Origin of the sequence: Pleomorphovibrio marinus, from assembly GCF_003347495.1 — a bacterium.
Lineage (GTDB): Bacteria > Bacteroidota > Bacteroidia > Cytophagales > Cyclobacteriaceae > Pleomorphovibrio > Pleomorphovibrio marinus.
The window spans coordinates 343452-357108 of sequence record NZ_QCXY01000003.1; the positions used below are offsets into that span (position 1 = coordinate 343452).

At 42.9% G+C, this 13657-nt stretch carries 12 protein-coding genes; 6 read left to right on the forward strand and 6 right to left on the reverse strand.

Annotated features, from left to right (window positions below):
* Positions 1-11 precede the first annotated feature (11 nt).
* Positions 12-1427: a sulfatase gene (locus DB520_RS10585; RefSeq protein WP_232834915.1), complete on the reverse strand. Its 1416-nt coding sequence runs from the start codon at positions 1425-1427 to the stop codon at positions 12-14.
* 450 nt (positions 1428-1877) lie between these two features.
* Between DB520_RS10585 and DB520_RS10590 the strand changes: the two genes are divergently transcribed.
* The 3 genes from DB520_RS10590 to DB520_RS27635 are packed head-to-tail and all read left to right on the forward strand — an operon-like array spanning position 1878 to position 2808.
* A complete protein-coding gene (locus tag DB520_RS10590) occupies positions 1878-2324 on the forward strand; it encodes a DUF2459 domain-containing protein (RefSeq protein ID WP_198675293.1) in 447 nt (148 codons plus the stop codon).
* Positions 2325-2362: 38 nt separating this feature from the next.
* Entirely contained in the window at positions 2363-2644 is a 282-nt protein-coding gene (locus DB520_RS10595; RefSeq protein ID WP_157972022.1) for an AAA family ATPase, read from the forward strand.
* Positions 2602-2808 (forward strand): hypothetical protein, encoded by a 207-nt coding sequence (locus tag DB520_RS27635; RefSeq protein WP_394340934.1) that lies wholly within the window; start codon positions 2602-2604, stop codon positions 2806-2808. The genes DB520_RS10595 and DB520_RS27635 overlap by 43 nt, the downstream gene beginning before the upstream one ends.
* 15 nt (positions 2809-2823) lie before the next feature.
* Here DB520_RS27635 and DB520_RS10600 read toward each other — a convergent pair whose 3' ends face one another.
* Complete coding sequence (locus DB520_RS10600; RefSeq protein ID WP_157972023.1) at positions 2824-3789, reverse strand: ThuA domain-containing protein; 966 nt, start codon at positions 3787-3789, stop codon at positions 2824-2826.
* A 323-nt stretch (positions 3790-4112) separates the two neighbouring features.
* Between DB520_RS10600 and DB520_RS10605 the strand changes: the two genes are divergently transcribed.
* The gene (locus DB520_RS10605) at positions 4113-5030 is read left to right on the forward strand and encodes a hypothetical protein (RefSeq protein ID WP_157972024.1); all 918 of its coding nucleotides are present in this window, start codon (positions 4113-4115) and stop codon (positions 5028-5030) included.
* 309 nt (positions 5031-5339) lie between these two features.
* A complete protein-coding gene (locus tag DB520_RS10610; protein ID WP_114749691.1) occupies positions 5340-6524 on the forward strand; it encodes an aldo/keto reductase in 1185 nt (394 codons plus the stop codon).
* Positions 6525-6573: 49 nt separating this feature from the next.
* On the opposite strand, the gene DB520_RS10615 is transcribed toward DB520_RS10610, so the two are convergent.
* Both DB520_RS10615 and DB520_RS10620 read right to left on the reverse strand, forming a co-directional pair.
* Complete coding sequence (locus DB520_RS10615; protein ID WP_114749692.1) at positions 6574-8652, reverse strand: alpha-galactosidase; 2079 nt, start codon at positions 8650-8652, stop codon at positions 6574-6576.
* Positions 8653-8783: 131 nt separating this feature from the next.
* Positions 8784-9509 carry a hypothetical protein gene (locus tag DB520_RS10620; protein WP_114749693.1) on the reverse strand — a complete coding sequence of 242 codons (726 nt, stop codon included), beginning with the start codon at positions 9507-9509 and terminating at the stop codon, positions 8784-8786.
* Between the two features lie 249 nt (positions 9510-9758).
* Between DB520_RS10620 and DB520_RS10625 the strand changes: the two genes are divergently transcribed.
* The gene (locus tag DB520_RS10625; RefSeq protein WP_114749694.1) at positions 9759-10154 is read left to right on the forward strand and encodes a hypothetical protein; all 396 of its coding nucleotides are present in this window, start codon (positions 9759-9761) and stop codon (positions 10152-10154) included.
* Between the two features lie 525 nt (positions 10155-10679).
* Here DB520_RS10625 and DB520_RS10630 read toward each other — a convergent pair.
* Positions 10680-12221: a phosphatase PAP2 family protein gene (locus DB520_RS10630; protein ID WP_114749695.1), complete on the reverse strand. Its 1542-nt coding sequence runs from the start codon at positions 12219-12221 to the stop codon at positions 10680-10682.
* Between the two features lie 12 nt (positions 12222-12233).
* A complete protein-coding gene (locus DB520_RS10635; RefSeq protein ID WP_114749696.1) occupies positions 12234-13157 on the reverse strand; it encodes a transporter in 924 nt (307 codons plus the stop codon).
* Positions 13158-13657 lie beyond the last annotated feature (500 nt).

Consider the following 13657-nt stretch of genomic DNA (forward strand, 5'->3'; position numbering starts at 1 on the left):
TCAATGTTTTATTAAAAGAAATCTTTACCCCATTTCTCTTTCAGTTCAATGGATAATTCATTCACCCGGGACCGATATACCTCTTTTTCTGCCAGGTTATACAATTCAAGGGGGTCGGTTTTGTGATCGAAAAGCATTCTTTCATAAGGCTCACCCTCATCGTTTGTCCATTCCGTATAAAATAGTGATCCTTTGATAAGCGTCACTCCATCAAAAAACTTGGAAACAGCATAATCTTTTTCCCGTTTCCCATTTTCTATCAGTGGGATAACGCTTTCACCTTCCAGGTGATCGGGTTTTTCAATTCCGGTCAGCTCACAAAGACTGGGATAAATGTCTATCGTTTCTGTGATGTAATCAGTCCGCTGACCTTTGGTTTTACCCGGGACTTTGATGGTCATCGGTACTTGTAAGGATGAATTGAAATTGGCGTGTTTGCACCAAAGCATATGGTCACCCAAATTCCACCCATGATCCCCCCAAAGTACGACGATTGTATTCTCGGCCAACCCCAATTGGTCGAGTTCTTCCAGCACCAAGCCGATTTGTGAATCGATATAGCTGACACAGGCATAATATCCATGAATCAACTCCTTTGCCAGGCCATCTTCTAAATGCCCTTCTTTAGGTATGGTCTCATAGTTTCTAAGCTCTCCATAATTGTGATATGCTTTGCGGGGAGTAGTTTCCGGCTGCTGGTAATTTTCGGGAAGGGATATTTCTTCACGTTTGTATTTGTCCCAGTATTTTCTGGGAGCTGTAAAAGGAAGATGAGGTTTGTAAAAACCCAAAGCTAAAAAAAACGGTTTATTTCCATCTTTTAGTTTTCTCAGATCATTTATGGCTTTCAAGGCCAGTTTTCCATCCTGGTAGGCGGAATCAGGTACATCGGCATTTTCCATGGGCATGCCCCGATAGGTATTTGCCCGTATCTTCCGGTATTCTTCCGTAGCATAGATGTATTTTCCCGCCGGTTGCCATATTTCGTCCCAGGCCAGAGAATCGTCTTTTGCGTGATGGTAAACCTTTCCGTTGGAGATGGTGGTATACCCATTGTTTTTAAAAATCATTGGCAGAGACAAAACATCTGGATTGTCCTCGTCTTTTAAAGTATTGAAATCAAGATACCTGCTACGGGTAGGCCGTGCGCCTGTTAGTAGTGTTGCTCTTGAGGCCCCACATACAGGCACATTGCAATATGCACGGTTGAAAACAAGGCTTTGCCCCGCCAATTTATCGAGATGGGGTGATTGGATTTGGTTTGCTCCATAGAAGCTAAGTTCAGGCCTCAGGTCATCAACGGCGATAAATAGTACGTTTAGATGCTGAGCTTTCTTATCAAGTTGCTTTTCCGGGCAAGCCATTAAAAATAAAATAGCAAAAACTGACAAAACGAAAATCGGTGTAATTTTAAGTATTCTTGACATGTTTTTTATAGTTAAAACAACCTTCTTTATGCTATTCATTTATGAACTCTTCAACTGAATTAATTGCTCAGTCTCTTTATGCAACATTTCCTAAATTTAACCAATTCCGAAAAAATGATCGTCCAGAAAATCAGTAAAATCCCCTAATTGCCATTTATCCCGAAGAATGTTCCAGAACAATTACTACCTAGCTTCTTAGTAAACAATCAATGTAAGAAATTTATCGTATACGGTATATTACATATCAAAAGAAATGGCTGGTGCTTTGCCGCGGAGGCATAATGGAAGTTGGTGACGGCGGTCCCAGAATAAATTTCGACTTCTTAAATATAAATGGTGGAACTCTTTGTACAATGACCCCAGTAAAACCTCAATTGGAACATTTTTGGTGGGATTTCACATTTTGGTAAGTAATTATTTGAAGCTATGGGTCTTCGAAAAACTATCGGCATGGTAAAACTAGGGTCGCTTATATGGGTATATAAGTTCTTTTGGGCTGGATCAATGGCTCAAAATGAAAAGAGACCAGCCGATAATCACACCATATATGTGAGCAGCATCAATTGGCACACCGGTATTGTGGTTCCTGCGTATGCCTTGCCTGACAGCCTCTGGGCAGAGTACCCTGAATACAAATCCTACACCTACCTGGAAATTGGATGGGGGGATGCGGATTTTTATACCCATGAGGGGTTTAATCTTTTGTATGCATTCAAGACCGTGTTTTGGCCTACGTCTTCCGTACTTCACTTAAACCCTATTGATAGGAAAGTGGAGTCTTCGAGCTTAAGAAAAAAGCATATTTCGCTGATTATGATTTTTCAGGAGCCCGTAAAATTTGCACTTAATATTTATGTAAATTTAGGAATCAAATTCCTAAATTTACATAAACCATAATTGTCGCCAGAGATATCGCATCAAAAATTCAGGAGATTTTGTCGAAATTTCCCATCGTGGCTATTACAGGTCCCAGGCAAGCTGGTAAGACCACCTTGTGTAGAATGTTGAAACCGGAATACAAATACGTGAACCTGGAAGATATTTCTGCAAGGGAATTTGCCAAATCAGACCCTAAGGGTTTTTTAGAAACCTATCAGAATGGTGTAATTATTGACGAAATCCAATATGTGCCCGAATTGACCTCTTCTTTTGGAGGGATGTTTCCGGTAATGAAGTGGACATCCTCATTGAAAGGGGACAGCAACTCTTGGCCATAGAGGTGAAATCAGGTAAAACCATTCATCCCGATTTTTTTAAATCTTTGGATCAATTTAAAAAGATCAAACCGGATGTAAAGGGATTTTTAGTATATGGGGGAAAGGAAAGCCAAACTAGGAGTCAGGCCAAGGTTGTAGGTTTTCATGATTTGACATCGATTTGAACGTAAGCCTCACATTCATTCCTTTTTAACAAAGCCCTCCTCGGGCCTTAAGCTTGGAGAGTCCTTCCTGGGGAAATCTAAAGGGACAGGATAGCTGATATCCCTGGTGGCCAACCATTCGGTAACCCTGATAACAGTGGTTTGATATCCTACACATCTATAGGCCGGGGGATAGGTTTCCCCTTCCCAAAGATGTCCCAAACTGGAGTTGTACACCCTTCCTTTACCGTAAATTACCACCCATTCCACAGGCCAGTTCTTCTGGGTTCCGGTGCTGTCATAGGCATAGGACAGGATTTCTATATTCTTTGCAGGACCACGTGGGTAATAATACACTTCCGTGTTCACGGTTTGCCACTTATCTGGAAAACCATAATTAATAGGGTGCCTATTGTAAAGTTCAACCACTGCGTTAAACCGGTCTCCATGCCCTGTCCCCTTACCTTCCCCAGGTGGATGGACGATGATGCTTTCATCGGACCCGATTTCTAATGCAGTCCCTGCCGAGGAGGACCGCCATCCCAATCCGATCATCTCATCATAGGCCTTCCAATGTGAGAAAGCGTTGTTGGCGGAATGAAGCACGTACAAGCCTCCACCGTCGGCCACATAATTCTCAAGGGCTATCTCTGCCTCCCTTGGCCACTTTAAGCTGAGGTTATTGATATTATTGGTGTTTTGAATGATTACCGGATAGTTGTTAAACTCCGGGAGCCAAGACAATCTTTCCAGGCTGTCGGTAGGTACCGTACTTACTTCTACTTTAAACATCCCACTTTCCTCCAGGATCCATTTGGTCACCTCAGTGGTCTGTTCCCAGTCATGATTGCTGAACCCGTCCACTATCAAAACAGGGATTTTATCCCCGTTTTGTGCAGATGCAGCAAGTGAATAAATTAAAAACATCAGGACTATCAATAACCTCTTCAAGTTACCTGCCCAGTCCAGTTGCTCTTTAAAAATTTTAATTCTTCTACTCATAAGGCCTTTAAGGTTGTTAAAGCTATTATTGGAAAGATAATGAAAACCTTTGTATAATTCAGGATCAATTCTGTTTTGAAAAATGGTTTTTAACAAAAATGGTGCACTACTCGTACCTGGCATACCAATCCTTTTGCTTGGATATGGTTACAAAACTGTCATAATTCCCATTTTTGCTTAGAGCTAATCGGATTTACATCTTTACCTAATGGCTAATGCCGTTTCTTGCTTCACAGAAGATTTGTATAGTCATAACTTTCTCGTTATTTTTTACTTATGAATTGGTTTCCCTAGGTTAAATAAAGGTTTAAAATAATTCTACTATGAAAGTTTCACTGTTATTGGCGTTTCTTCTTGGTACTCAATTGGTGTATGGCCAGCGGCTGATGGAGCGGAATACCATGATTGTGCCCCTGGCGGATTCCACCAACTACGATCCTGGTACGGGCATTTCCTTTGCACACTCCCTAAGCGGATGGGCTGGGTTCGGAAACTACCTGGCCAGTTCGGATGAGAGCCACGAATGGGTTCATGAGTTGGGTGCAACTGTGGAGCTTATGCGATTTAGCAATAGGGCCACTTTGGGGATCACCACATCCATTGAGTTTATAGCTGACCCCTTTAACAATATCAACTTTAACCCAAGGTCGATCTGGTGGAGTGAAGGGCTTTTTTACATGCGAAAGACTGGGAAGGGCTTTTGGAGGGCAGGATATTACCACCGATGCAAGCACGATATCGATAATTTATCCCTGGGTGAGGAGCGAAGGTTGATTTTTGGGAGCCTTCACGGAGAGTATTTTGTGCCGGTAAGAAGTGATGAAGAAAGTGAATTTTGGTATGCAATAGGGACTGAATTATATACCATAAGACAAGATGACCGGGTTCCTTTAAACCCTGCGACGGAAAGTTTGAACCACATGAACCTTCTTGCGTCTTTCTCATTGAAATTTCATTTTTTTAAAAGGTTCTCCAACCCTAAAGTCGGTTGGTTTGCCAACGGTTTTTTGCAACCCAACCTTTACAGCGGAAATGAAGGTTTTGCAGACCGCTTTTCTAATATTGATCGGGTAAATGCCTCCTTTGGGCTGAGTGCAGGACTGGCACTGATGGGGAATGGGCAGATCCGCATTGGGTTTAACTATGAATATCATCCGGACACGACAATCCCCATACAACCGGTAAGCAGCCATTTATTCAGTTTTGGTATCCGGGGATTGAGTATGAGTCAGGTTAAGTAGGGAATGGAGAATGGAGAATGGAAAATGGAAAATTGAAAATGGAAAATTGACCTTTGACACAAAATCATCCATTACTAATTTTTCCAATACACCCCTTGGTTTTTTTCTTTGCTTTCAGGGAGGTGGCAATGGAATAAATATGATAAATGTGTTGCTCAATATCGATTGGAAGTGAACAGAAATTACCTAACAAGCATTTTACTTGTCTATCGGTCATTATTTTAACGATTAAATTACTTTCCTCAAACTTTTAAATTTTCGCTGTTTTTCATAACTTTAGAGATATTGGAGACATAAAAGTGAGCAACCATGCCGGATAACCACAATATCAATCGCAGAAAATTTATTTCAGTAGGTGCAACCTTGGGGTTGGGCATTCCTCTGTTGGGCAAAGCCAATTCAAGTGATGCAATGGCCCCAAAACGTAGAAAAAATGTCAAACTAGAATGGCGAAACAAACAAGCAGGCATGGCCTATCGGCAATTGGGGGATACCGGAATGATGATTTCTGAAATCGTGAACGGAGGAGACCCTGTGAGGTTTAATAACCTACGCGCCACTGAAATAGCGATGGAGCGCGGACTGAACTACCTGGATATGGCGTCCGGCTATGGCAATGGTGAATGCGAGGAAAGCTACGGCCGGATCCTTGACAGCAATGCCAAACGCGAAAAGGTCTTTTTGACCACCAAAGTCAGCGGCTTCGCCAATGTGAGAAACAACCTGTACCGGGAAATCTATGATGGTCTACCCAGCGGCAAACAGGAACATTATCAAAAGAAAGCAAAGGAAATGCGCGAAGCCCGCAAAGTGGATAAACCCGGATATTTTTTTACCTATTGGCCGGGACAGCCCGACTCATTCGACGGCACCTATCTGAGCAACGCTATGGCGAGTGATTATGCACACAAGGTAGATGGAAGCCCAAAGTTTAAGGAATTTATATTAAATAGCATTGAAGGTAGCCTTAGGCGCGTGGGAACCGACTACTTTGATATTTTAATGTGCCCTCACGGTGCCGGCTCATCGGAGGAAGTGGAGATAGAAGATACCTTCACTACTTTCGAGCAACTCAAAAAAGACGGAAAAGTCCGGTTCCTGGGTGTTTCTACACATAACGATCCGGCTGGGGTATTAAGAGCGGCAAGGGAAACCGGCCAATACGAAGTGGCCATGGTAGCCTACAATGTCCTTAATGGCGGATACATGGAAAGAGAGATAGAATTGGCAAGTGAAAGCGGCATGGGAATAATTGCCATGAAGGCCGCCATGGCTGTGGCCACCCATCACGAAGCATTGCAGCCCATACCGGAATGGCGCATTCAGAAAGTGGATAGAATTGTGCCCGGCAACATGAAGCCTGCCCTAAAAGCCTATTTGTGGGCCTTGCAAAACCCAAACATTTCAGCAGTGATTTCCAATCTCTGGGATGAGCAGTATGTGAATGAAAATCTCTCCATAGCTGGCAAAAAGGTGGAATTGCAACCGGGTTGATTGATAAATAGGTGATTAAATTTACACACTGAATTTTTATTAGAATACGTTAGGGCTTAACCAATTTGTATTTCATCAGCTGATATGAATTTTGCCTAGAAAGTGAAAACGTCACCTTTCTATCAGTTCCAACCTGCGTCGTGAAATCTGGACCCTCCCCCAATATGGGGATAAACTCATAGTTCCCCACTTCCAGCCAAGGAAGTGCTATCTCGGCTTCCTCCCTATCGTTTTCTTCCCGGAAGATCAAAATATACCCTTCTTTACTTCCTGGATTCACTGAATGAAACCCTGTCCAGGATCGCCCAGAGGGCTCTTCACCGATAGGGAAAATATAACCTGCATGGAATTCGGCCTGTATGTCCCTATAATTGCTGATTACTTCCCCCACCTGCATGGCCTCCTCCGGCAGGCCTGTTGCCTCAAACCATGCCAAAGGCTGTCCGGCCATGGAAGTGGCAAAAACGTACTCAAAATCATAGTTATGAGGAGCAAATGGGTCACCCATGGGGAACTTATCCTTATTCCTCCATTTGTTTAGGAACTCCACTTGTAGCAGTTCTGGAGGAAAATACCTTGCAAGCATCCAGACGTTACGCAGGGTTCTGTAAGGATAATAATTTCCCCAATCGGTGTAGCGGTTTTCCAAAAACAGGTTTCCCGCATACCTGGTCAGAAAATATCCCCCCCGAATACCTGCAGTCAGGTCAAGGTTGAAAAACACCTTATTATTTGTTTCCTCCAATACCCTGTCAAAAAACCGGTGCAAGTTTTCTTCCGCTTTTTTTGTGGGAATCTGGACTCCGTCGATTTTAAAATATTGAATACCCGTGCTGTTATGCAGGCTGATGATAATTTCCGCATCATCCTCCCAGGCAGCAAAGTCATTGGCCATAGAAGGATTAAACCACAACCCCAACCGTATCCCGTAATCACCTGCCTTTTCAATCACTTTATCCAGGCCGTTTGGAAACCGCACCTCATTGGGTTTCCAGTCTTCCGGAAGCCACCTATCCCATAATACGCCTTCACTGCTGGCGGAATTTTTGGATAAGCCCTGTTGCCACCCATCATCCAACTGGAAATGACTGATGCCCAATTCCCTGGCCCTATCCAGCTCTGCAAGGACAAAATTCTCACTGATTTTCCCGTCCTGCCCCCTATCTCCCCAAGTGTTCATCATTACCATCTCATATTGCTCCGGGTCATAATTAATCGAGTTTTTCAAGTACTCCCTCAAGGTCCATATGACTGGCTGATCTCCCTGGGCAAGGCCTATGGTTAAAGGATATCCCCTCACCCATTCCACTCCCTCCGAGGTGGCGGGAAAACCGGAAAAAGGAATCCCAATCTTGGTTTTGGAAAGGGAATAATCAAATCCAGGGTAGTTGATTTGGCTTTCCCCGTTAGGCCCTTCCTTCAAAAGGAAAAATTCGGACCCATGGATCACATCCCTTGCTAGCAATAGATTCCCCTGAAGTTGTTGTGCAGCCCCATAGGGCAATAGCTGCTGCTCATGGACCAAATTGTCATTTGCATCTGTGACATCCTTAAAACGGACTACCGTGAAGTCCCAGTGTGGATAATTTAATCCGAATTGCTGCAAGTAAGGCTCCTTGCCTGGAGTATTTTGTGTAAAAAAACTTTCTGTGCCATCTAGTTTTTGCTCATTGGGGTCCTTCCCTTTGCCCAAATCCCCATATTTCAAATAAATCTCCATGGTAATGGCCGAAGTCTCCGGGAACACCTTAAAAACACGGAGTACATTTACTCCGGCATCATGCTCATTTTCTACCTCCACCCTAAGATGAGCAGGAGAGTGGATATTTTGCTCCACAGCTGCTATATGAAAGGTCTTGTTGGTATTAAATGGGGCACCTGTCGCCTCAAAGCCAGGTTCATTTGCCTGGAATACCACCCTTTTATCTCCGTTTCTATCGACAATGGAATAAGGGATGAAATCTCCCCCATTCCAAAGCATAGAGTAGCTTATCTTGGAATTCTGAACCACCAAGGTGTCATTGCGGAGCCAGGCACTACAGTCCATATAGGATTGTTGGGAAAACGCAAAAGAAAGAGAAAAAAAAGAAACAATTACAAGAGAACAGGTAAGAGATAGGGGCTTCATATTTCTATCGATTCATTTAACTTATTAAAATGATTCCATCCAAATATACCAAGGGAGGAGGATAGATACCAATCCAATTAAAAAACAACTAAATTTTCCCTTGGGTTGACTTAAAAAAATGCTTCATTTTTTTAAGTCAACCCAAGTTCCAAAAACCATTTCCCGAAACTTTCCCAAAAAGTGAACTGGTGAAATGTAAATACTGAAATATGAAAAAACAGCAGGATTACAAAAACAGTAATGAATACATCTTTTCGCCTATTGGATCTCCAATCCCAAATCACCAAGCCAATCAGCATCAGATCTGCTAGCAAAAACCCATAAAATGGCACAATTGGATCACCTGCTATTTTCGGGGCATATTGCACCAAAGGCCGAAGGTAATTGTAAATGATCCTATCGGTAATCGGTGTAAATAAAGGAAAAATCGTGCAGACCATATAGCGGGCATGCGTAGGTCGGTCTTTCCTGAAATAAATCCCCAATCCGTAAATAAGGATCAAGGCAACCGTGGCATTGGCCATCAAGGCAAGGTTAGTTAAGACAGCAGTATTGAGCTCCCCATTTACACTCAAGCTGGCATGGATCAACAGAAATGTGGAAAGAATCAGAACCGGGAAAATCAGAAAGGAACCTCTGCCCACCCATCTATGGGTTTTGTATTTCCGCAATCTGATCAAAAATGCCTGTGCAATCAGCATTAGGCACCACAGTGTCATACTGATCCCATGGAAATGTTCATAAAAGGTAACGTCCCTCTCAGGAAATGAATAATAGCTTTTCCAAAACCCGAACACAGCCACAGCGAAAAAAAGAATCAACCAGAAAGCGCTTTTATTAAATAGAAATTTATTCATCCCTAAATATACTTTTCCCTATAAAGACAAAAAATGATTTAAAAAATAAAATAAGGCTTTGTTTAAATTTTTGGTCCGGCAAAATTTTAGACATTTTAGGAAGATTTTAACCGTTTGCTTCATCATCAGTACAGCTAAGGAAGTCCGTTTTGCAAATAATACAGTTCGTATATTGACTAAAAATGTTGTATAGCAGTTGATTTAAATTTAGGTATTCCTTCTTATCTTTAGTACCTAAATCCATCTTCCATGAAAAAGTATCTTGGTATAGGTTCAATCATATTGGTAATTGCATTATCCATCTTTTTCTGGTGGAGGTATTATTTTGTTTTTGCTGAAGGGGTAAAGGCAGGGAACCTCAATTATTTCGAGAAAAAAGGGTTTATGTTCAAAACCTGGGAGGGCCGCCTGGTTCAGGATGGGTTCCAAAGCCCCTCCGCAGGAGCACTGCAAAGTAACGAATTTCGCTTTAGTGCTCTAGGTGACTCTGTGGCCCTTATGCTGGAAAGGTCCGGAGGGCAATTTGTTGAGCTAAGATATAAAGAATATCTCAACCCCATCCCATGGAGGGGAGCAAGCAAATATGTGGTGACAGAGGTACTGGAAATCGGAGAAGCTAGGGGCAAATCCATGCCTTTACAATAGCCCCACCAAATAGCTTTGGTGGCTATCGATATGATGACAATAATGCCTTTCAGGAAGGCATTAAGATGGTATGCGCTTTTTAATTGGAAGGAAAGATTTTGTTCAAAATAAGTAAAGTATTTGTAAAAGTTTTATTACATAGTTCAGAGGTATCCGCGGAGAGGTATTTAAACGGGATTTGAAACTAAGGCACTCTTCTGACGAACCCATTAAAATATTGAAGGAATTAGGGGCAGGAATGTTTAATTGCCGATTTTGGATCGATACAATTCCCTATTGGAGGGCAGTAGTTGGTACAGGTCCTTCCGCTTGTGGGACTTGATTCTTCCCTCAATTATTCCACTTTATTTTTTTTCACCATGTTTTGGATGGCCTTCTAGCTTTACTGCGGATTATATAGCCTTAGGTGCATAAAAGTAACCCTCCTGTTCTTTAAGCCAAGAGGGTTTTTTTGTAATGTCCATGAAAGAATTTTTCCCGAGGAGAAAGCAGTTTATCTTAATGCCAACTAGGCCGGACTAATACCTAAAAAACTCCATCTTTTTTTGCATTATTAACCGAGTATTGCCCCACCTTGCTACCTTGCTTGGTTCCTTCCACAGCATCAAAGCGATAATGTATCCCACCATATATCCTTGAGACAGCCGCTTCCTCTGCCCAGGCTTGGAATTGGTGGGCATCTTCAGGAAAGAAATAGGACAATACCTCTGCACCTGCTGCTGAGAAAGTGCTATGGCCAGAAGTATAAGCGGGAAAATTCGGCGTACCCAATATGGTCTTAAAGCCTTGAATAGTCTCCACCGGCCTGGGGTAATGATAATAATATTTAGTGTCCCAACAAGCCACACCTGCGTCCATGATGGCGGTGTTCATGTACGCAAACACCTTGGCAGTCCGGAGGGGGTTCAGCTTGTTTTTTACTATGGACAACTTGGCAAATTTATTCCAGTGGCCCGGTGGGGTATATGACCCAAGCCCATCTTCCCACCAATTTGCAATCCTTCTTTGTTCCCCCGTCATGTTTCTGGCATATTGCCTCAGCTCCCTTGCATCCTCTTCAAATTGTGGTGATCCCGGAGCGGGTGGAGGACTTGCCCTTACCTCTTCCACATTGGGAACATGCCACATTCTCACTTTACCGAATAGCGGGGTCAAACCAACGGGCCTTATTGGACTTTCCATATTATTCCACTTCCATCCAAACCTATCAAAAGCCACATTGGCAATAGAGTCTGATAGGGCCATTGGGGTCTGCGCCCTATTCATTCCGTCAGAGGCCGCTCGTTGTCTGGCTACATCCACCACCTCTTTTGCCACTATGATGCCTGCATCTATGTCACTTCTTACATTTATACCCGCATGTTCCAAGCTTCTAAGGTGCTCAAGGTACCTCTCCTCCAGATAGGCTTGTTCCAATGGAAACATGGTTTTAAGAATTTCTTTGGACACATATGCCACACTTGCACCATCCGAAGGGTAGGATGGCAATTGGCTTTTGGGGTAAGCAGGCTGAATAGAGCTGTCCACTTGGTAAGGAGCAGGCCGGTTAAATTGAAACTTATAATGCCAAACCACCACAAGGGCATCAAACTGAGCAGCGCTCAAGTAAGCCAGCATTCTACTGGTGTAAGGAGGGTGGGCGAAGGGAAACGGGGGAGGCCCTTCCGGGCTTGCAGGGTTTGGCAAAGTGTAGGAGCCATCTGCATTAGGACCTGGGATCAGGTTATATTTTGCCGCAATTTCCAGGGCTAATTCATTCCATCTCAGCACAGGGTTATTCGTCCAATACTCCACCGCATCCTTTTCATCAGCCGAGATAGAAGACATCTTTTCTTTCAATTCCCCTAATTCCGTGACATAGGAACCCGCCGAGATGGGTTCAGGCTCATTGATGCTGATTTGGGTAGGTTCTCCAACCAATAAGGTGTTCCATGACCCACCATCCTCATCTAGACTGGAAAGTTCATATTTCTCAAATTCAAAATAATTGGGTGTGTCTTCCATGCAGGAAACCCCTAAACCCAGAGCCAAAATCACAGAGAGAAGGGAAATATATTGAGATTTCATAGGGAGTTTAGATTAATAAATTTTTAATTGATAAGTAAGACCCATTCCCAAAACAGAAGCCATGCCAACATTTCTGCCGCTCACCACTTGGTTAAAGTAGGCCAGTGCCCCCAACCCCTTATCAGCTTTGATATAGTATTGAGCCCAAACCCCAATTTGGCTGACTTCCATTTTATTGGTGGGCTGTGGCCGGTTATAAGACCTGATGTCATCGCCACTCAGGCAGTTGAGGCTCATGTAGGTGGCCTCAAGCCTAAGCCTATTCTCCAAAGCCCAATAACCTATGGCAGCATGGAAATTAAAGGCGTTGGGAACATTCATAAAGGAAGAATAAACGCTACCGTTCTGATAGTAATAATCCCTTTCAATTTGTGTCTGCCCCCGCCACAGGTAAGCACCTGCAACGCGGAAAATCAAGCCGTTGTCCATTTTATATCCCCCAATGGCCCTTAAGCCTAGTTCCGGTGCGCCTGCACCAATGCTAAATGGCATATAATCGGAAAGATAGCGTCCCACAGGGCGGGCAAAGTGCGCATTGGTCAAAAACAAGACTCTACCTTTTCCTACCTGCCTTTTCAACCAATCCACCTTCACCGACATATTTATATCTTGAAAACCCGATTGCCCAACCTGGGTACCCCCTGATGGTTCAGTACTGATGTAGGGCAAGCTGGTGATTATGTTGATTTTTTCGGTAAGGCCAAATGCAACCATGGGCATTACCATTTGCCTGGTGAGTGTGCCAATGTTCGCATTTCTCCTTAAGTAACCACCTTCCCAATATTGATCCCATTTCCCTACTTCGTAGATACCCGCCATGCATATTTCACCTTTCGGCATCATGATTTCGTCGAAGGGCAACTGTGCATGCGAACAAACTATATTTTGGAAATAAACAAAAGCCAGTAAAAGAACTGACCCGTAAAGCTTTTTCATTTTTCTATTATTTAATGGTCTAAATTTTCCAACACCAAATGGATGGACTTACTACAGGGTTATGAAGACAAACATTACCCTAGGCAGGCAATTCACTGGACACTACCATTGATATATTACTTTTAATCATATAATTTATTGATTATACACTAATTTTTAAACCTACCACGCTGCGTACGTTGCGAGTTCGTTGCGCCCCCCTGAAAAAACTCAGGGCTGGGCTGCGAGAAAACCAATGTCATGAGGAAAATTTTCTCAAGCTCATCATACTAAATTCCTAAATTTATAAATAACTCCGGATTTTCAAATAAATAAAAAAGTATTTTTTTTACTCTAGCTAGTAGGTACACAAAGCTCATCAAGAACAACTTTCCCAAAAAGTGAATTGGTGAAGATTAAATACAGAAATATGGAAAAGAAATTTATTCATCCCTATAAATACCTACCAATGGAACGTCAAAAAATGATTAGAAAACAAAATGGAGGTAGGGTGGCTTATA

What these genes read in the sequence shown, in the direction of transcription:
- DB520_RS10585 (WP_232834915.1), bottom strand. Translation starts at nt 1,427, where the DNA reads ATGTCAAGAATACTTAAAATTACACCGATTTTCGTTTTGTCAGTTTTT.
- DB520_RS10590 (WP_198675293.1), top strand. Translation starts at nt 1,878, where the DNA reads ATGGTAAAACTAGGGTCGCTTATATGGGTATATAAGTTCTTTTGGGCT.
- DB520_RS10600 (WP_157972023.1), bottom strand. Translation starts at nt 3,789, where the DNA reads ATGAGTAGAAGAATTAAAATTTTTAAAGAGCAACTGGACTGGGCAGGT.
- DB520_RS10605 (WP_157972024.1), top strand. Translation starts at nt 4,113, where the DNA reads ATGAAAGTTTCACTGTTATTGGCGTTTCTTCTTGGTACTCAATTGGTG.
- DB520_RS10610 (WP_114749691.1), top strand. Translation starts at nt 5,340, where the DNA reads ATGCCGGATAACCACAATATCAATCGCAGAAAATTTATTTCAGTAGGT.
- DB520_RS10615 (WP_114749692.1), bottom strand. Translation starts at nt 8,652, where the DNA reads ATGAAGCCCCTATCTCTTACCTGTTCTCTTGTAATTGTTTCTTTTTTT.
- DB520_RS10620 (WP_114749693.1), bottom strand. Translation starts at nt 9,509, where the DNA reads ATGAATAAATTTCTATTTAATAAAAGCGCTTTCTGGTTGATTCTTTTT.
- DB520_RS10625 (WP_114749694.1), top strand. Translation starts at nt 9,759, where the DNA reads ATGAAAAAGTATCTTGGTATAGGTTCAATCATATTGGTAATTGCATTA.
- DB520_RS10630 (WP_114749695.1), bottom strand. Translation starts at nt 12,221, where the DNA reads ATGAAATCTCAATATATTTCCCTTCTCTCTGTGATTTTGGCTCTGGGT.
- DB520_RS10635 (WP_114749696.1), bottom strand. Translation starts at nt 13,157, where the DNA reads ATGAAAAAGCTTTACGGGTCAGTTCTTTTACTGGCTTTTGTTTATTTC.